At 70.8% G+C, this 17,598-nt stretch carries 19 protein-coding genes and 1 riboswitch; of the genes, 6 read left to right on the forward strand and 13 right to left on the reverse strand.

Annotated elements, in window-relative coordinates:
• Positions 1-131 precede the first annotated feature (131 nt).
• Positions 132-383: a hypothetical protein gene (locus CLT75_RS13425; RefSeq protein ID WP_225319877.1), complete on the forward strand. Its 252-nt coding sequence runs from the start codon at positions 132-134 to the stop codon at positions 381-383.
• A 295-nt stretch (positions 384-678) separates the two neighbouring features.
• Here the strand turns inward: CLT75_RS13425 and CLT75_RS32660 are convergent, their stop codons facing one another.
• Positions 679-822 carry a hypothetical protein gene (locus CLT75_RS32660; protein WP_157551500.1) on the reverse strand — a complete coding sequence of 48 codons (144 nt, stop codon included), beginning with the start codon at positions 820-822 and terminating at the stop codon, positions 679-681.
• A 226-nt stretch (positions 823-1,048) separates the two neighbouring features.
• On the opposite strand from CLT75_RS32660, the gene CLT75_RS13435 reads away from it, so the two are divergent.
• Positions 1,049-1,762, forward strand: coding sequence for a ZIP family metal transporter (locus CLT75_RS13435; protein WP_030271561.1), 714 nt, complete (start codon positions 1,049-1,051; stop codon positions 1,760-1,762).
• 605 nt (positions 1,763-2,367) lie between these two features.
• On the opposite strand, the gene CLT75_RS13440 is transcribed toward CLT75_RS13435, so the two are convergent.
• The 6 genes from CLT75_RS13440 to CLT75_RS13465 form a co-directional block, all read right to left on the reverse strand.
• Complete coding sequence (locus CLT75_RS13440) at positions 2,368-3,045, reverse strand: DUF1775 domain-containing protein (RefSeq protein WP_030271559.1); 678 nt, start codon at positions 3,043-3,045, stop codon at positions 2,368-2,370.
• A 98-nt stretch (positions 3,046-3,143) separates the two neighbouring features.
• Positions 3,144-5,156 (reverse strand): bifunctional copper resistance protein CopD/cytochrome c oxidase assembly protein, encoded by a 2,013-nt coding sequence (locus CLT75_RS13445; protein WP_030271556.1) that lies wholly within the window; start codon positions 5,154-5,156, stop codon positions 3,144-3,146.
• On the reverse strand, positions 5,153-5,740 hold the full coding sequence (locus CLT75_RS13450) for a copper resistance CopC family protein (protein WP_063778292.1): 588 nt from the start codon (positions 5,738-5,740) through the stop codon (positions 5,153-5,155). The genes CLT75_RS13445 and CLT75_RS13450 overlap by 4 nt, the downstream gene beginning before the upstream one ends.
• A gap of 72 nt (positions 5,741-5,812) precedes the next feature.
• Positions 5,813-6,727, reverse strand: coding sequence for a cation diffusion facilitator family transporter (locus tag CLT75_RS13455; RefSeq protein WP_030271552.1), 915 nt, complete (start codon positions 6,725-6,727; stop codon positions 5,813-5,815).
• A gap of 63 nt (positions 6,728-6,790) precedes the next feature.
• Positions 6,791-7,264, reverse strand: coding sequence for a PH domain-containing protein (locus tag CLT75_RS13460; protein WP_167796919.1), 474 nt, complete (start codon positions 7,262-7,264; stop codon positions 6,791-6,793).
• Positions 7,265-7,886: 622 nt separating this feature from the next.
• Complete coding sequence (locus CLT75_RS13465) at positions 7,887-8,330, reverse strand: hypothetical protein (protein WP_030271549.1); 444 nt, start codon at positions 8,328-8,330, stop codon at positions 7,887-7,889.
• Positions 8,331-8,401: 71 nt separating this feature from the next.
• On the opposite strand from CLT75_RS13465, the gene CLT75_RS13470 reads away from it, so the two are divergent.
• Entirely contained in the window at positions 8,402-8,944 is a 543-nt protein-coding gene (locus CLT75_RS13470) for a hypothetical protein (protein ID WP_123111663.1), read from the forward strand.
• Between the two features lie 14 nt (positions 8,945-8,958).
• Here the strand turns inward: CLT75_RS13470 and ccsB are convergent, their stop codons facing one another.
• The 4 genes from ccsB to CLT75_RS33255 all read right to left on the reverse strand — a co-directional run bounded on the left by ccsB (position 8,959) and on the right by CLT75_RS33255 (position 11,453).
• Positions 8,959-9,888, reverse strand: coding sequence for a c-type cytochrome biogenesis protein CcsB (ccsB, locus tag CLT75_RS13475; RefSeq protein WP_030271546.1), 930 nt, complete (start codon positions 9,886-9,888; stop codon positions 8,959-8,961).
• Positions 9,889-9,956: 68 nt separating this feature from the next.
• Positions 9,957-10,184: a cation transporter gene (locus CLT75_RS13480; protein WP_082171188.1), complete on the reverse strand. Its 228-nt coding sequence runs from the start codon at positions 10,182-10,184 to the stop codon at positions 9,957-9,959.
• 159 nt (positions 10,185-10,343) lie between these two features.
• Positions 10,344-10,775 (reverse strand): hypothetical protein, encoded by a 432-nt coding sequence (locus CLT75_RS13485; RefSeq protein WP_030271542.1) that lies wholly within the window; start codon positions 10,773-10,775, stop codon positions 10,344-10,346.
• Positions 10,776-10,988: 213 nt separating this feature from the next.
• The gene (locus CLT75_RS33255) at positions 10,989-11,453 is read right to left on the reverse strand and encodes a hypothetical protein (protein WP_225319833.1); all 465 of its coding nucleotides are present in this window, start codon (positions 11,451-11,453) and stop codon (positions 10,989-10,991) included.
• Positions 11,454-11,464: 11 nt separating this feature from the next.
• On the opposite strand from CLT75_RS33255, the gene CLT75_RS33260 reads away from it, so the two are divergent.
• Positions 11,465-11,800, forward strand: a complete 336-nt coding sequence (locus CLT75_RS33260; protein WP_230650663.1) for a recombinase zinc ribbon domain-containing protein — start codon at positions 11,465-11,467, stop codon at positions 11,798-11,800.
• A gap of 417 nt (positions 11,801-12,217) precedes the next feature.
• Here the strand turns inward: CLT75_RS33260 and CLT75_RS13500 are convergent, their stop codons facing one another.
• Entirely contained in the window at positions 12,218-13,018 is an 801-nt protein-coding gene (locus tag CLT75_RS13500; protein WP_036310744.1) for a C39 family peptidase, read from the reverse strand.
• A 209-nt stretch (positions 13,019-13,227) separates the two neighbouring features.
• Positions 13,228-13,368, reverse strand: a riboswitch (cyclic di-AMP (ydaO/yuaA leader).
• A gap of 391 nt (positions 13,369-13,759) precedes the next feature.
• Between CLT75_RS13500 and CLT75_RS13505 the strand changes: the two genes are divergently transcribed.
• Together CLT75_RS13505 and CLT75_RS13510 are read left to right on the forward strand one after the other, a co-directional pair.
• The gene (locus CLT75_RS13505) at positions 13,760-14,032 is read left to right on the forward strand and encodes a hypothetical protein (RefSeq protein WP_135241034.1); all 273 of its coding nucleotides are present in this window, start codon (positions 13,760-13,762) and stop codon (positions 14,030-14,032) included.
• A 330-nt stretch (positions 14,033-14,362) separates the two neighbouring features.
• Positions 14,363-15,877: a copper resistance CopC/CopD family protein gene (locus tag CLT75_RS13510; protein ID WP_030271539.1), complete on the forward strand. Its 1,515-nt coding sequence runs from the start codon at positions 14,363-14,365 to the stop codon at positions 15,875-15,877.
• Positions 15,878-16,023: 146 nt separating this feature from the next.
• Here the strand turns inward: CLT75_RS13510 and CLT75_RS13515 are convergent, their stop codons facing one another.
• A complete protein-coding gene (locus CLT75_RS13515; protein WP_030271537.1) occupies positions 16,024-17,445 on the reverse strand; it encodes an MFS transporter in 1,422 nt (473 codons plus the stop codon).
• Positions 17,446-17,598: the final 153 nt, after the last annotated feature.

A 17,598-nucleotide genomic window follows, 5' to 3' on the forward strand; every position in this document is an offset into this window, starting at 1 on the left:
GACCTGTTCGGCAACCTACCCCTCCCCCTGGGTGTCGCCGGGCACGAAGGCTCCACCGTCATCGTCGGCCTCAACGGCCTACGCCTACTCGCCTCCTCCGCATGGCGACGCGCCCAGACCGAAGGGGCGCCGTGAGCCGCCGCGGCCGGGACGGCGGCGCGACGGCCGGTTGCACCGTCACGGTCTGCCAGGGCTGCTGCTGCGGCACCTCCGCCGGGTTCGACCACGCCGGGCAACTGGCCCAGCTGCAAGCGGCAGTCGCCGACGTCGCTGTGGTACGGGTCAGCGACTGCCTCGACACCTGCGCGCACGCCAACGTCATCGTCGTACAGCCCTCCCCGCCGGCCGCCGCGCCGGCGGGCGACCGGGCTGGCTCGGCCTGATCAACGACACCGACGCGAGCGACGACATCGCCGCCTGGATCCGCGCCGGCGGCCCCGGCCTGGCCGACCCACCCGGCGTGCTCGACCTCTACGCGTTCACCCCGCCCCGCCGCGTCCGGCAACACCTCACCTGAGACGCGGATGAGGAGTAGCCGGCTCGGGTGACGTCAGAAGCCGGCCAGAAACAGCACGCCGGCGGCGATCAGACCAACCCCCACGACGGCGACGAACAGTCGGTCGCTGATCCGCCCCACGGTCTTCTTGCCCACCCAGGCGCCCAGCAGGGTCGCGGGAGTCAGTGCCACCGCAGTCCGAACAGCGCGGTGAACACGGGCAGCAGCAGCACACCGCCGCCGGGGCCGGCCACCGCCGACATCCAGGCCAGCGCGAACGCGGCCAACGACGCCCCGGCGAGGGCGCCGACCAGATCCGTCGCCATGCCCCCACCTCCACCTGTTCCAGACCACCAGCTACGGAACAGTCCATGCTCGCAGACACCACGACGGCAGCGATCACGACCGCCGCGTCATCGAGCGCGCCTCCCGAAGCTGCTCAAAGTCGGTGGGACCGAGCCGCGCTGGTTTGGCCGACCAATCGCCGGGCACGAACACCAGGGTGCCCTGACGGCGCCTCGCGCTCTGGGTCGAGGACAGGAGAGGACGCCTGTGAACGTAGTCGGCACGGCAGCGATCCTGGTGGCCTTTCCCGTCGTGGCCACCGTGACAGGCGCGGTGATCGCTACGTTGAGGACTCCCGGCCCGGCGGTCTCCAGCGGAATCCAGCACTTCGCCGCCGGAGTGGTGTTCGCCGCGCTCGCTGGCGAGCTGCTGCCGGAGTTGCGCCGAGAAGGCCACCTGCTGATCGTGGTGGGCGCGTTCACCGCCGGCGTGGTTCTGCTGTTGGCTCTGGGGGCCTACTCCCGCCGGGTGGAGGCCACCCGCCCCATCGGTGTCCCCGCCGGGCTGCTGGCCGCGGTCGGTGTCGACCTGCTCGTAGACGGCCTGCTCGTCGGCTTGGGCGTCACCCTCGGAAAGAGCCAGGGCGTCATCCTCACGATCGCACTCACCCTGGAGGTCCTGTTCCTCGGCCTGTCGGTGAGCGCCGCACTGGCCAAGCGAGGTGCGGGCCGGGTGCGGGCCGCCATGATTCCGAGTGCGCTCGGTCTGGCGACCGCTGCAGGAGCGATCGGCGGTGCGGCACTGCTCGGCGGCGCCAGCCGTGGGGTCCTGGCCGCTGTGCTGGCCTTCGGTGCTGCTGCCCTGCTGTACCTGGTCACCGAAGAGCTTCTGGTGGAGGCTCACGAACACCCCGAGACCCCGTGGACGGCCGCCCTGTTCTTCGTCGGGTTCCTCGGGCTGTACACCCTCGCCGGGTTGTAGCGCGTACTGGCAAGCGCCAGGTCACCAGCGCCAGTGGCACTGGCGGGCTTGTCTATGCCCGGTGCCGTGGTGAGCGGCTGTCCCCGGCGCTGCTCAGCCGCAGCTGTCCCAGTGCGCACGTAGCTGCTGGTGTCATCGCCACGGGATCAGAGCCGCCGAGAATCACCGCTCAGTCGTGCTCAAGAACACCGCCGCCGAGCAGTTGCAGAAACGCGCCGCTGGTCTACATGCGGTAGGTCGCCTGAGGGCCGCACGGGCGGGCACCTCAGGGTGGGGCTGGCAGGCTCGGCGACGGGAAGTGTGCGGGGCGATTCCGCCGGGCAGGCGCGCGTGACGTGGCCGGGCCGCTCGTCCGGGCAGGGCTGGGCGTGCAGGGCCGTCGAGGACGGGGACGGGTGAGTGACACTCGCCGCGGCCACGTCGAGCGTCCCGTGGGCCGCGATCATCGCGACGACCGCGGCGACGAGGAAGCAGAGCAGCTCGCGCAGACGCAGGCCATCGCGTCGACTGACCGGGTCCCGCCACCGCACCGGCACGGGACGGATCCTATCGGTGGAAGTGTCCACGAAGGGCATCAGCGCCCGAGCCCGACCAGGTCGCCGCACTCAGGGCCGGTGTCGCCGCAACGACACCACGATGCCGGCGGCGGCCAGCAGCGCCAGGACGATCCCGACGACCAGCCACACCCCGCCGTTACCGGCGTCCTGCTGAGTGCTCGCGGCAGGTCCATCGGTGATCGGGGCGTCGGTGGCAGGTGCGACGCTCGGGCTGCTCGCCTCGACGGCGGAGCCGGTCGGGCTGGGGGTCGGGGCGGCGGCGAGTTTCACGGTCGGGGCGGGGTTGGCCGGCTCCGGGTTGGCGGAGCTGGGCACCTCGATCCACCGGTCGATACGTCCGTCGCTGTACTTCTGCAGGATCTTGAACGACACCTGCGCAGTGTTGGGCAGCTGCCGCACGCGTACCTGGTGTTCGGCGTCCTGCCCGACCGGGACGGCCGGTCCGGCGACGGTGTAGCTGTTCGGCGTGGTGGTGGACAGTTTCCAGCCGGGCGGGGCCTTGAGCAGGGTGATGTCTGACGCGGCGATGCCCTCGGGCAGGTAGACCTGCACCGAGGTGGTGCCGGCGGTGCGGGACTCGGCCTCGGCGTCGACGGACAGCACGGCGTTGGCGGCGCCCGCGCGCGCCGGCGTCAGCTTCGCGTCGGTGTGGGCCCACGCGGGGCTGGCCGCCGTGACGGTGGCGGCCGTGACGGCCAGTGCGACGATCGCCCATCGGTGTCTCATCCGAACCAACTTTCTGCCTCGTTCGTGTGCCGTCGTCGACAGGTAGTCGTTGATCGCCCGCTGCCGGTTCCCGGCACCGGCATTCGGCGGGCGGCGGTTCACCGGGGAACCTGCCGGTCTCGTTCGGCGAGTCCGGCGAGCATGCGGTTGTAGGCGGCCAGTTCGTCGTCCTCGCGGCCCTCCGCTTCGGCGCGGTCGGCCGCGCGGTCACGGCGGCGGGCTTCCCGCTCGTCGGCGCGGATCCACTGCAGCATCAGGGCGCCGAGCACGATGACCGTGGGCAGTTCCCCGAAGGACCAGGCGACCCCGCCGGCGTTGCGCTGGTCCTGAAGTGGAGTGGGCCCCCAGGGACGGGCGAGGGCGGTCCACCAGTCGGCGGCGAGAACGCCGCCCGACTGCATGAGCGCCACACCGAGGAAGGCGTGCAGCACCATGCTGATCAGCACCAGGATCGCCTTCAGCGGGTGTGGCACCCGCCGGGGGGCGGGGTCGATGCCGATCACGGTCCAGAAGAACAGGTACCCGACGCCGAGGAAGTGGCCGATCATGGCCAGGTGCGCGGCGTGGGAACGGACCGCCAGCTCGTACAGGCCGGTGAAGTAGAGCACGTACAGGCTCACGACGTACAGGGCCAGCGCGACCACTGGATGGGTCAGCGCGCGGGAGACCCGGGAGTGCAGGGCGGTCTGCAGCCACTCACGGGGGCCGGGCCACCGGGGGTCGGTCGACGGGGGCAGCGCGCGCAGGGCGAGGGTGACCGGCCCGGCGAGCACCAGCAGGATCGGGGCGACCATCATCAGCAGCAGGTGCTGCACCATGTGCACGGCGAACAACACCGGTCCGTAACGGGCCAGGCCGCTGGACGTGGCGATGACGATCACCGCGCAGCCGGCCAGCCACAGCGCGGTGCGGGCGGGCGGCCACGTGTCACCGCGGCGGCGCAGTCGCCACACCCCGGCCAGGTACAGCCCGGCGGCGGCCACCGCGGCGGCGATGATCAGCGGGTCGGGCAGCCACAGCCTCGCCACGGTCTCGATGCTCAACGGTGGCGGCATGGGGAAACCGAGCAGGGCCGCCGTCGAGTCCTCCTCCACCTCACCGAGCGGTGCGGGGGTACGCGACAGCGCCACGGCGGCGCCGAGGGTGGCGGCGAACAGCAGCGTCTCCACCACCGCCACCCGCAGGAACGGACGCCGCCGCCCCGCGCACAGGGCGGGCATCGAACGGCGGCGGTGCAGCAGCCCGGCCACCCCGACCGCGGCGAGCGCCGCGATCTTGACCAGCAGCAGTTGCCCGTAACGGGTGGTCAGCAACTCCGCCGGGGCGGACAGGCGGGTGGCGGCGGACACCAGGCCGGAGGCGCCGACGACGACCAGGCAGGCCAGCGCGAGCGGCGAGAACCGGCGCACCGCGACGGCCAGGTCGGCGGTCGACCCGCGGGCGGTGACGGCCAGGGCGAACAGACCCCCCGCCCACAGGGTGACCGGGATGACGTGTAGCAGCTGCCCGGACACCGCGATCTGGTGGTTGCCGGAACCGGCGGCGTGCCCGGTGAACACCGGCGGGATCGTCGCCGCCACCGCGATACACAACGCCGCCAGGGCACCGCCCGGACGCAGGCTCCTGGCGGCGATCAGCGCCACGAGCAACGCGAGGACGCCGCTGAGGGCCAGCGCCTGCCCGAGCGCCACGCTGAGGGCGAAGTGCAGCACCGCCCGCACGGACAACACCTGGGCGGCGGGCAGCCCGAACAGGTCGACCAGGGTGTAGCAGACCGCCACCGCGGACGCCGCCGCCCAGGCGGCAGCACTGAATGCCGCAGCGCGCAGGCGGCGGTAGCCCAGGGCCGACAGGCGACCTTCGTCGTCGCGGGGCGACAGCATCACCACGGCCAGCAGCAGCCCGACGGTGATGACCGCACCGACCTGCATGCCCAACCGGGCGGCCGGCAGGATCCACGCGGTGGTCGGGCCCGGGTCCGGCAGGCCCGGCACCGTCTGGGGTACCGCGCCGCCACCCCACCACAACAGCGCCGCTCCGACCGCGGCCGCGACGAGGACAGTGCCGACGGGCACCAGCACCGGACGCCGCACGACGCTCTGCATGCTCATCGCCGGGCCGCCCGCTTGCGCCACAGCAGCAGACCCGCCCCGGCCGCCACGAGCGCGAGCAGCACCGCCACCAGCCCGACCCCCATGCTCGGGGCGCCATCAGCGGCGGCGGCCGAGGAAGCGGCAGTGGTCGCCGGCACCGACGGCGGTGTGGTGAGGGCCGACGCCGGCGGTGCGGATGCCGCGAGCGGGGACGCCGACGCGGTGACGGTGAACGTGTAGGAGCTCTGCACCGGATGCCCGTCGACGGACACCACCCGGTACGCCACCGTGTACCTGCCGGCGGGCAGGTCAGACTTGAGCGGCTGGGTGGCGCGGGTACCCGACACGGCCGGCTTGCCGGCGACGGCGGCAACGTCACCCGGGGCGGTGACCGCGATGGTCGTGAACCGCGGATCGAGCCGTTCGACGAAGATCAGCTCGATCTGTTGCGGGGCGGCGGCCAGACGGGCGTTGGCGGCCGGCGTCGAGTCGCGCAGGGCGTTGTGTGCCCACGCCGGCGTGGCCGGCACGAGCAGGGCGGTGGCCACGCAGAGGGCAGCAGCAACACGGACGGGCAGGACGAAACGGTACGTGCGGGTCAAGGCCGGACTCCCAGCTAGCGGGTCATTCCTCAGATAGTCGCGCAGAGGCAGCGGAAAGTTCCCCACAAACCATCACCAACCGCTTGCGTCGCAGACGCCGTCGGCGCCCTGCGGCTCGGCCTGCAGGGTCGCGTGCTCGATGGAGAACCGATCGTGCAACACCTGCCGGGACGCGGCCAGGACCCCCGCCAGGTCACTGTCGCGAGCGAGGATCAGATGCGCCGACGCGACCTCCATCCCCGAGGTCAGGGTCCAGACGTGCAGGTCGTGCACGTCGGCGACGCCGTCGACCGCGGCCAGGGCGTCGCGGACCTGCGCGACGTCCAGGTGCGGCGGGGCGGCCTGCACCAGCACCCGCACCGCGGCCCGGCCCAGCTTGTAGGTGCGGGGCAGGATGAACAGGCCCACCGCCACCGCGATGATCGGGTCGGCGTACCACCAGTCGGTCAGGGCGATGATTCCAGCGGCGACGATGACGCCGACCGAGGTGAACAGGTCGCCGAGCACCTCAAGGTAGGCGCCGCGCACGTTCAGGCTCTCCTCCGAGCCTGAACGCAGCAGGAAGAATGCCGCGATGTTGGCCACCAGGCCGGCCACCGCGACGACCAGCATCGGCCCGGCCAGCACCTCGTGCGGCGCGGAGAAGCGGCGCACCGCTTCCACCAGCACGTAGATGGCGACGCCGAACAGCAGCACCGCGTTGGCCAGCGCGGCGAGGACCTCCATCCGATACAACCCGAATGTGCGCTGCCCGTCGTGAGAGGCCTTGCTGGCTGCGGTGATCGCCGCCAGCGCCATGCCGATGCCGAGCACGTCGGTGAACATGTGCCCGGCATCCGACAGCAGCGCCAGCGAACCGGTCAACCACGCCGCGACCGCCTCGACCAGCATGAAAGCGACCAGCAGGGCGAACGCCGCCCACAACCGGCCCCGGTGCTTCTCACCGGCGCGCATGATCTGCTGCCCGTGGTCGTGTCCCTCGCCCATGCCCGGCTGCCCCTCCTGTCGACCGACCGAGCCAACATATGCTCACATTGCAATAAGTGCAACTCAACTGGAGGTGGATCGATCCCCCGCAGCAGGGGCCGCCCCTTCAACGGCGGGCCCGCCCTCGGCGGGTGGCGCCACGGAACCGGCCCCGTCCGCATCCATGGCCCGGGCGGCGGCGAGCAGGGTTCGCAGACGTCTGACGGCAGCGACGGCGTCCGCGTGGTCGATCACCTGCACGCTCAGCAGCGGCACCACGTCGCCGTTGACCAGATCCAGCGACGCCCACACCGCCTTGCGGTCGAACCGAACCCGCTCCACCACCTGCCACGGCACGGTGACATCACCGAGCAGGTTGCGCACCCGCACCCGCTCGACGTCGGCCTGCACCCGCAGCCGCCACGGCAGCAGGGTCAGCCCGGTGAATAACACCCCGACCCCGATGACTGCCCACCGGTCGGCGGGAAACAGTTTTCCCCCGTTGGAGGTGGTTCCACTCAAGGTGAGCCCCGCGTACACGTTGATCGCCAGGATCACCGCTGCGGCGCCCAGGCTGATCTGCCGTATCCGCCTCGGCCGCACCGTCACGTCCCCGGCCGCCGGATCGTCGTGCCCGGCTGTCGCCGGCGTACTCATGTTCACAGACCCTCCTGGTCCTCGTGGTCAACGTCGGGTGTTCGGCCGCACGGGCCGTCGCTAGCCATGCCGGTCGGCTGGCAAGGCGGGCCGGGCGGAAGCACACCGCAGCGGCGCTCGTCCGCCACCGGTCGAGGACGCCCACGCGTGGGCCGCGACCGACGGTCGAGGCGTGACTTCGACGAGCAGCGGCCGGCAGAACCACGCATGGTCGTCGAGGCGAGGCCCGACGCCAGGAGCTGCCTATCGGGCGCGGCCGCGTCCGCGGGCAGCCGGAGAGCAGCGTGGCGGGAGCCGCCGGCGGGACGCCTCACGGCACTGGAGTGACGACCTTCGCACAGGCGCGGCCGCAGGTGGTTGTCTGCGCAGCGGCGCGGTGGTGGCGGCACGGTGTCGATGCGGACATCTGTCAGCAGGCTCGGCGCCGCGGAGACCGCTGGCGGCATTTGCCTGAGCCGGCAGCCGTCATCGACGCCGGTGCGACGGGACCGTGCCGGCAGCGGCGCGTTCGAGGTGTCGAGGTCTAGCGGTCCTGGAAGCCCGGGTAGTCCGAGACGTGCCGGCGGGGGTCGTCGTTGAGCCACCGCAGCATGTCCTCGTAGGCGGCCACCTGCGGATCCTGGGCGTCGGTCTGCGTCACAGCGGCGGGCGTCATCCGCGCCGGCGCCGCGCCGTCCGGGTCGCTGCGCTCGAAGCGCCAGCTGTGACCCAGCGACGGCACCGCTGCCTGCGGCCTGCCCCCCTGCCGTCGGACGTCGGCGTGGCTCAACCGCTCGCGCACCACCTTGACCCAGAAGAAGACCCCGAAGGCGGCAAAAAGCGGCCACTGCAACGCGTACCCGTAGCTGAGGGTGTTGCCCTGCCGCGCGTGTTGCCACTGCCACCAGCCCAGCCGCAGGAACACCACCGCGACCACACCGACGAGCACGTGGCCAACGAGCCAGCGGGGACGAAGCCAGGGCGACACGCCCCGACGATAGCCGCTCGGGAAGCCAGGCATGTTGTCCGCCCTCTCTCTGCGTGACGTACGGTAGCGGCGTGAAGGTGTTCCCCGTTGCGCTCGACTCCGGCGAGACCGCCAGCCTCCGCTCCGACGACACCACGGTGTGGATCACCCCCGCCGCCACCCGCTGGCGGAGGCTGCTGCACTGGTCCGCCGGAGCGGTGATGCTCGGCCTCGGCCTCGCTGCCATCTCCATCGGTGTCGGCCACGCGATCGGCCCGGCCGTCGGCCTGTGGGCCACCGCCGCGACAGTCGGCCTGATCATCGCCGGCGGCATCGGTGCAGCCGTCGCCGCAGTGCTGCTCTGGCGCGCCGAGCGCCACCCCGGCTCCGCCATCCACGTACGGGACATCAGCGCGGCCCGCAGTGAGCAGGCCAACGGCGGCATCACCGTCACGATCGAACACGTCAACGGGGTGACCCACCGGTTCACGGGCACCGGCATGACCGGCGCCCGCACCGCCCAGCTGTTCGCCCGGCTGCTCTCGGCCGCCGCCGCGCCGCACGACGAGGAGAGCTCCGCGCCGCACGCAGGTGCGACAACCGCCGCGGGCCGCGGCGCAAACCCCGTCAAGTAGCGGCTGACCACGGCTCAGGCCCCCGCGTAGGAGTGCAGACCAGAGATCACCAGGTTCACCGCGAACAGGTTGAACATCATCGTCGCCCAGCCCACCACCGCCACCCACGCCGCGGTGGTGGCCCGCACACTCGCGGTCGCGTTCGCGTGCAGGTAGGCCGCATACACCACCCAGGAGATGAACGCCCACGTCTCCTTCGGGTCCCAGCCCCAGAAGCGGCCCCACGCCGCCTCCGCCCACACCGCTCCGGCCATCACCGCGAAGGTCCACACCAGGAAGCCCGCCCCGTGCATCCGGAACGACAGCCGCCGCCACACCGCCATCGCGGGCAGCCGCGCCGCCAAGGTGTCACGCAGATCCCCCGATCTCGGCGTGCCCCGTCGCTCATAACGCGCCCGTAGCAGCAGGGCCACGGCAGCGACGAACCCGATCAGGAACAACCCGGACGCGATTGCGGCGGCGCTGACGTGCACCGCCAGCCACACCGACTGCAACGCCGGTACCAGCGGACCCGCCGGCGTGTACACGTGCAGGCCCGCCGCGGCGAGCAGCACCAACGCGCACACCGCGACGTACAGGCCCAGTGGCCGCAACGCGGGGCGCCGGACCGCCAGGACCAGCCAGGCGAGCACCCCGACCAGGGTCACCGCCACGATGAACTCGTACATGTTTCCCCACGGCACGCGCCCCGCCGCGGCCGCCCGGGCGACCAGGCTGCCGGCCTGCGCCGCCGCGGCCGCCCCGACCGCGCCCAGGCCGACGACGCGCCCGATGGCAACCCGGCGCGACACGGCAGCCATCGTCGGGACGGCAGCCGCAGGCACCGTCGCAGGAACCGGTACGGCAACCCGCCGCGGTGCCACCTGGGCCGCGGCAAAGGCGATCACGGCCGTGAGGTGGCCGAGGAGAGCAAGAGTGAACAGATTGTCAGATAGAGCAGCCATCGACTCTCCACGAATGAGTCAACCCGCTACCGCACGCCCCGATCAGGAGGCGGCGGGCGGGCCGGAGATCAGAGCGATTCCAGCCGGGACGGATAGCCGGACGCGGCGAGCGCCGCGGTCAGCACGGGAGCGGTGACGACGACCGGGTCGGCGTCCACCACCGCGCGGCCCGCTGCTGCGGACACGTGCGCCCGATGCACCCCCGGCAGATCTTCCAAAATTCGCCGTACTGCGCTCTCCGCACGGTCGCAGCACAACCCGCGCACGGCCAGCATGTAAGTGACGGTGTCGTTCACGGCATCCTCAGACCCGACGAAGGGACAGCCGAGCTTGCTGGCCGACTGGCCAGGACCACGTTTGGCAGACTCGGCAGGAACGAAGGCCCGCGACGGCTACTCAGCCGGCCACGTATCAGGACGCGTGGACCGCCACGGGCTCACAACCGCAAACCGGTTCTACACCCGCGACACGCACAACAGTGACAGCAGCCGGACCGTCACAGGCCGGCTCACCGGCCGGTGACGCAGCCCCCGGCCAACAGGTAGCCGGCGGACCCAGCGCTGGAATGCCCCCAGTACGACAGCGCCGCCGATCACCAGCAACAGCAGGCAGGCCGTCACGGCCACGCTCCCGCCATCTGCCGGCGCATGATGCCCGTCAGTCGCCTCCGGATCGGCGGAGGCGAGGGCATCAGCGAGGCTGTTCAGGGCCGCAGACGCGTCGTAGGAAGCGAGGGAGGTCGTGGAACTGGCAGCCGCCGAAGGTGTCGCAGTGTCCAGACCCCTAGCGCACTGCAGCGCGTGCAGGACCAGAACCGCAGCGACGACGACCGCCACCGCGACAGCGCGGTAGCCGCGCATCGCACCAGCCGGACCGTCCCACGTCACCAGCGCAGACTACGACACTCCACGGCCGCAGCCGTCGTGCGGGTGCGGGTTCCCGTCCTGCCCCGGATGCTTATCTCAAGGTCGGCGAACCACTGCGTCACCACGTCGCGTTCGAAAGTCCCGTGGGCCACTCGTCGGCGCGGCCTGCATCGGGCGGTCGTAGCTGGACCGCCTTGTTCGGGCGGCTACCACCGGCTCCGGCCCGACAGCCCTTCATCCAGCGCAGCGGACTTTTTGTCCGACTCGACCATGAAGATCCTTCGTAGAAATGTTGGCGTGTCGGACCACCAGAGTGACGATCCCGCGGATCCCATGACCCGATGGCTCAACAGCCAGCCGCACGCCGGCGCGCAGCCGCGCGTCCGGCGGCAGGGTGGTCTGCGGTTTGCGTTCTACGGCCGGATGTCGACCATCGAGCATCAAGACCGGGTGACGTCCCGGCACTGGCAGCGGGACTGCGCCAGCGAACTCGTCGCCGGTCACGGGCTGATCGTCGCCGAGTACTTCGATGCCGGCTGCTCGCGCCGCCGCGGCTGGCGGCAGCGTCCGCAGGCCGCCGCGCTGCTGGCCGCGCTCCCCGATCCGCACCGTGGGTTCGACGCGATCGTGGTCGGCGAATACGAACGAGCATTCTCCGCCAACCAGCTGCAGCACCTGGCACCCCTGCTCGAACAGCACGGTGTGCAGTTGTGGCCAGCCACGACGGGACTGCCCGCCGCTACCTGTTCACCGGCCTGCTGCGCTGCGCACCATGCGGCCGAAGACTGGAATCCCACTGGATCAACCAGCGTCCGGGCTACCGATGCCGCCAAGGCCACACCAGCACCCAACAGCCCACCAACGGCCGACGCAAGATGCTCTACCTCAGGGAAGACCACATCATCGCGCGACTGATGGGACATCCCGGCCTCGCCAGCGACGCCCAGAACCCGCATGACCTGGCCGCGCTCCTGCACAGAAACAAGATCAGCATCATCTGCGATCAGGAACGATGTACACCGACCACAGGAGCCTCAGGCAAGTGAGCCCGTTCAACCCATGATCAATATGTGGAGATGTTGTGTCCGAGGGATTCGGACACAAAGTCACGGCACCCATGCTCAGCATGGGTGCTCATGCCGTAATCCTATAGCAGCGAGCGGCACTATGGAGTTTCCCGTGTCGGCGTCATGCCGTTATCGGTGACGCACCAAAGTCCACAGAGGGGCTGGTTCGGATTTCGCGCCGGCGGCCCCGGCCTGGCCAACCCACCCGGCATGCTGGACCTGTACGTGTTCGCCCCTGCCCGCCGCGTCGGGCGGCACCTAACCTGACCGCACAAGATGATCGGCTGAGCCATACCAGAGGGCGCACGACGTGCCGTCCTGCCTGCTACTGGGCGCGAACCGAAAGGCGACGGGCACCGGCTCGAACGAGCCGGTGCCCGAGGGCCGGAGATGGGATCAGGCGGAGTAGCCGCGGGTGGCCATCCAGTTCGCCAGGTCGATGGTGGTCATCCAGTAGGCGGCCATGTTCGGGTCGGCGGAGTCGGCGATCCGCACCGTCCGGCCGTCGTCCTTATATCCGACCACGGCGATGTAGTGGCCGCCGGGGAAGGAGTGCCAGCCGCCGTCTGTATCGGTCGCGGAGCCGACGGTGTTGGCGACCACGGCACGGCCGTCGGTGATGGCGGTGACCACGTCGGCCTGGAGCTGGTCGATCTGCGCCGGCGTCGCGGCCTGGCCCGGGATCATGTGCGTCCGGTACGGGTTGCCCTTGACCATCTGGTTGAGCCCGCGAGTGGTGTCCTCCGCCGAGTTGGTGCCGTTCTCGCCAGCGTTCAGCGGGGCGACCATCGCGTCCTGGGTGGTCTCGACGCCGCTCGCGCTGAGCGCGTTGCGCACAGCGGCCGGGCCGCAGTTCCAGTAGGCAGTCTGCGCCTCGTAGGTGTGGTCGAGGACCTTGGTCGACGGAGGCTTCGGCCTCGCCTTCTTGGTCACGTCCGGGTCGGTCGTGGCCCTGTCCTTCGCTGACGGCGACGGCTCGGCGGCGACGCGAGCCTCGCCGCGGGTGGCGACATCACCGAGCCGCGGAGCCAGCCCGGCGGCGGTGTTCCCCTGGCGGACGGGCGCGTTGTGATCGGTGGCGGCCAGCGCCGTGCCGACGCCGCTGGCGAGCACGAGCGCCGCGGCGGAGCCGGCGATGATCTTGTACGGGCGCTCGGTCACAAGACGCCGCAGCTGACGCTTCATGTGGTGCTTCATGTGTTCCTCCACGGGCTGGAGCGGCACAGGCCGGCCCGACGCGCGGAGGAACTCACGCACGTTGTGACTGGGCGGGGTGCCGCGGGGATGGGGAGCGCCCGGTGGGCCGGGCTGGGGGGCAGTTGCCGGGACTCACAGTCAGGCGAGTGTCGGCACCGCGATGCCGTGGAGGCGTGGGGAGTATCGGGAGGTGTTTCGCACGAGGCTGGCACTCCTTCCGTGGCCGCCTACCGGGTTAGCTGACGGATTCGGGCGGGAAGTACGCCCTACCGCGGGCCGTGGCTCGCGGATTCACCCCGGTGTTGCCTGGGTCCCCGGTTCATGAGATCACGATTAGGCGGGTCGGAGCGGCGTCGCCACTTGCGATCGGAAACCGCACCGGACGCGCCGACATTACCGGTGGGTACGTCGTATGCCAAGGGCTCCCACCTGCATAAGCCTCGAACATCGCTACTCTGATCGGAACCTCCAGTTACTCATGCCACTCAATGGGACGAGCAGTTATAGCGGAACCCTCGGGACGTAACCGGACATCGGAATGCTGTTGGCGCTCAATTGCTTGGCCGATCGCCGCATACTCACCCGAATGGCCGTTTCCTGGGCGGCCGTACGTAGCCCCACACCAATTTCAGTCACAATTCAGCAAACCCGGGCCGGCAGCAGCGGCGGTAGTGGTGGTACGGGCCGAGGCCGCGCGCAGACACAAGTCAGTGCGAGCTCCCCGTTACCGCACAGGCGTTCATGGAGATGAAGTTGGCGGCGCTCGTGACACCCGGCAGTCAGCCCGCGCAGACCGCGGGTAGCTCGACGTTCGAATGTCGACGTGGCTTCGACGAAAATCAACCCAATCCCGGCGGGCGGCGTAAGGCCGGATCGCCGCCCTGCCGACGGTTGGGCGCGCGCCGCGCGAAGCAAGTGGGAACCGCGTACGAGAGCATGATCGTCGCGCTGATCGCGGTGGCCCGCTTCAAAATCCGTCACCGCGGGGCCACAGAGCGACCCGACCACGGCTGACCGGGACCGCGGCAATGCCTCGCACCACTCCCGGCGCAGTCCGTCGCCGTTGCGAGTCGGCGATGCCACCATGCTGGCGCTCTCCCCCAACCTGACTTTCTGGATCGTCGAAGCTGACCCGCCCCTACTAAGGGCGGGTAGTAGTTGACCTAGGATGGCGACCGCACCACGTGGGAGCGATGTGTGGGCACCGGCCCGCGCCTCCTTGGCGGAAGGATCAACAGTGCCTTTCCAGCGGCGTCGCCGGGCGGCCTGACCTTGCTTGCTGCATCGCCGGGTCTCGCATGTCCTCAGTCGCCAGCACGTCGCGCCGCGCGCTGGGCAATTCGGGTGTGGCTGGCGCTGTTTCCCGCCCTCATCGTGGCCCTCGGGTTCGCTTCCCCTGCGGCCGCACATTTCAAGCTGCTCCGGGCCGTTCCGGCCGACGGCGCGCGGATCGACGGCGCCGTCCAGGAGATCCGGCTGACGCTCAGCGCCGCCGGCACGCCCACAGGAGCGGGATTCAAGCTTTCCGACGGCAACGGCATCGGCCTACCGGCCGCCAGCCACACGCCCGACGGAGGCCGAACGTGGCTGGTCCACCCGACCGCTCGCCTGACCACCGGCACGTTCAAGCTGCGATGGAGCGTCGCGGCCCCGGACGCCCACCCCCTGACGGGTGTCATCACGTTTACGGTGGCCTCGCCTCCCCCGACGCCCGGAACGGCCGCTAAACCCCAGGCAACAGCCAGCCCGCACGGACATGCCGGCCATGGTGGGCCAGGTGTGCCCCCGGCTTCGCCGTCGGCACACGCGGGAGGACACGCTGTTGGCCACACCGCCGACGCGGAACAGGCGCCGGTGCGGTTTGTCGGCGCCGTCGGGCGTTGGCTTTCCTACGGGGCGATCCTGCTCGGTGTCGGTGGTCTTGTCTTCGCGTTGACCACACTGGTCGGCACACGCAGTGACATCCGGGTGGTGCAGATCTGGGTGCGGACGGCGGGGCTGGCGGTGGCGGCTGGAGCGGCCTTTGAGCTGGTTGCACTCGCGGCGGTCTTCAGCGAGCAGGGCACCTTCGCCTCGGCGGCCAGCGCCTCGTCGGTGACCGCCCTCAGCCAGACACCGGTGGCCGCCGGCCTGGTCCTGCGACTCACCGGTGCGGCCGGTCTGCTCGTGTCCGGTTCACTCGAAGCGGCGCTGATTCGGGGCCGGCACGCGGTCGGGCGTCACTCCGTTCCGACCGTCGCAGCGATACCCACCGACTCCCGGAACCTGGTGACGGCTGCCGCCGTCAGCGCGGCCGGCGACGGCGTTCAGCGGGTGCGAGCGCGACCGGTGCGGCCTGTGCTCATGGCGGTCACCGTGGCACTGCTGCTGGGTTCCTTTCTGGTCGATGGGCACACCGTCACCGCGGAACCTCGGGCCGTCGTCGTGGCGGCCGATTTCGCCCACACCATTGCCGCCGCGGTGTGGGTCGGCGGAGTTCTTCTCCTGGCTGCCCTGTTGCTGAGCCGCGCCCGCCTCGGCGTACCGACGGGTGCCGCCGAAATGGCGGTGCGATTCTCCATACCGGCCACCGCCGCGGTAGCGCTCACGGGTGTCGCTGGCGTCGCGTTGACCCTGCTGATCCTGGAACGGCCGGGCCATCTCGTGACCACCGACTGGGGGCGGGTGCTTCTCGTCAAGGTCGCCCTGGTGGCGGCTGTTGCCCTCGTCGGGCTGTACAACAGCCGGCGCGTCGTGCCCAGGCTGGATGACCGCGCGATGGACGCCACTTATCAGCTACGCCGCACTGTCCTGGTCGAGGCGTTGCTGATGGTCGCCGTCGTGCTGGTCACCGCGATCCTCGTCAACGCCGAGACGTAGTCGGCAGCAGCGCGTGACAGGAGTCGAGGGCACCTCACCGCCAGGGCCGCCTCGCGTGGGTCGGGCGCTGATCGTATGAATGCGCCGGTGGATCAGTCGGGATCAGACTCATCCACCGGCGTCAGACAGGCGGTTGATGGATTCGGTCAGGCCGCGGGTACTGTCTCGGCCTCGTTAACAGGCTGTCGCTTGGCCGCGCGGAGGGTGAGACCGGCGGTGAGGGCGCCTGCGGCGGCGATGATCCCGGCGCCGACGAAGGCGGCGGAGTATCCGTCGGTGAGGGCGGGCAGATCGCCGAGCCGGTCGGCGCCGGCGGCGGAGGCGACCGCGGTCATCGCGGCCAGGCCGAGCGCGGAGCCGACCTGGTAGCCGGTGTTGACGATGCCGGAGGCGAGTCCGCCCTCCTCGGGGCGGGCGCTGGAGATCGCCGTACCGAGCGACGGGATGAACGCCAGCGACATACCCAGCGCCGCGACCAGCGAGGCCGGCAGCACGTCAACGGTGAAGCTGCCGTCGGGGCGGACCAACGCGAGCCAGCCGAGTCCGACGGCGAGGACCGCGAGGCCGGTGACCACCATGGGCTTCGGGCCGAAGCGGGCGATGGCGCGCGGGGCGAGCGCGATCATGCCGATCATGATGAGGATGGTCATCGGCAGCAGTGCCGCGCCGCTGGGGAAGGCGCTGTAGCCGAGGACCTGCTGCAGGTAGAGGTTGAGGAAGAACCACATCGGGATCCACGCCGCACCGAGCAGAAGTTGGGCGACGTTGGCGGCGGCGAGGTTCGGCGCCCGGAAGATCGACAGCCGCATCAGCGGCTCCCGGCGGGCCGCCTGGATGGCGACGAACGCCGCGAGGGCGACCACGGCTCCGGCGAGCACCAGCCAGGTCTGCCCAGAGGCCCAGCCCACCTCGGGGGCGCGGACGATGCCGTACACCGCGGCGCCGAGACCGATGGTGACCGTGAGGGCGCCGAGCACGTCCAGCGAACCGCGGCGGGTACCGCCGGCGGGCATCAGGGCCGGGGTGGCCAGCAGCGCGAGCGCGGCGATGGGAATGTTGATGTAGAAGACCCACGGCCAGCTGAGGTATTCGGTGATGACGCCGCCGAGGAAGACGCCCGCGGTGCCACCGGCGGGTGCCGCCGCGCCGTAGAGGGCGAGGGCCCGGGTGAGTTCCCTGGGTTCGGCGCCGAAGAGCATCATCAGCAGCGTCAGCGCCGACGGGGCGATCAGCGCCGCACCGGCTCCCTGTACGGCGCGGGCGGCCAGTTCGACCGTGACGCTGCCGGCCAGGCCCGCGGCGGCGGAGCCGATGAGCAGGACACCCCAGCCGGCGGCGAACATCCGCTTGGCGCCGAACAGGTCGGACAGCCGGCCGCCGAGCAGGAGCAGGCCGCCGAACGCGACGACGTAGGCGTTGAAGACCCAGGACAGGCTCTCCGGTGAGAAACCCAGATCCGCCTGTATGCGTGGTAGCGCGACGCCGATGATCGAGGTGTCCATGATGACCATGAACTGGGCGAGGGCGATGAGTCCGAGGGCCCACCAGCGCTTCGATCCGGATGACATCGTGATCACTCCTTTTCTTACCCCTAGGGGGTATGGGTAGCGGCAATTTTGTACCCCCCACCGGTACCTGTCGTCAAGTGATCCGGATGACATGCCAGGGTAAGCACACGGATCGGTCGAGGTCTTGAGGGGCATACCGGGGAGGGGTATATT

Source organism: Micromonospora sp. CNZ285, assembly GCF_004637285.1.

What these genes read in the sequence shown, in the direction of transcription:
- CLT75_RS32660 (WP_157551500.1), bottom strand. Translation starts at nt 822, where the DNA reads ATGGCGACGGATCTGGTCGGCGCCCTCGCCGGGGCGTCGTTGGCCGCG.
- CLT75_RS13440 (WP_030271559.1), bottom strand. Translation starts at nt 3,045, where the DNA reads ATGAGACACCGATGGGCGATCGTCGCACTGGCCGTCACGGCCGCCACC.
- CLT75_RS13445 (WP_030271556.1), bottom strand. Translation starts at nt 5,156, where the DNA reads ATGAGCATGCAGAGCGTCGTGCGGCGTCCGGTGCTGGTGCCCGTCGGC.
- CLT75_RS13455 (WP_030271552.1), bottom strand. Translation starts at nt 6,727, where the DNA reads ATGGGCGAGGGACACGACCACGGGCAGCAGATCATGCGCGCCGGTGAG.
- ccsB (WP_030271546.1), bottom strand. Translation starts at nt 9,888, where the DNA reads ATGGCTGCTCTATCTGACAATCTGTTCACTCTTGCTCTCCTCGGCCAC.
- CLT75_RS13500 (WP_036310744.1), bottom strand. Translation starts at nt 13,018, where the DNA reads ATGAAGCACCACATGAAGCGTCAGCTGCGGCGTCTTGTGACCGAGCGC.
- CLT75_RS13505 (WP_135241034.1), top strand. Translation starts at nt 13,760, where the DNA reads ATGGAGATGAAGTTGGCGGCGCTCGTGACACCCGGCAGTCAGCCCGCG.
- CLT75_RS13515 (WP_030271537.1), bottom strand. Translation starts at nt 17,445, where the DNA reads ATGTCATCCGGATCGAAGCGCTGGTGGGCCCTCGGACTCATCGCCCTC.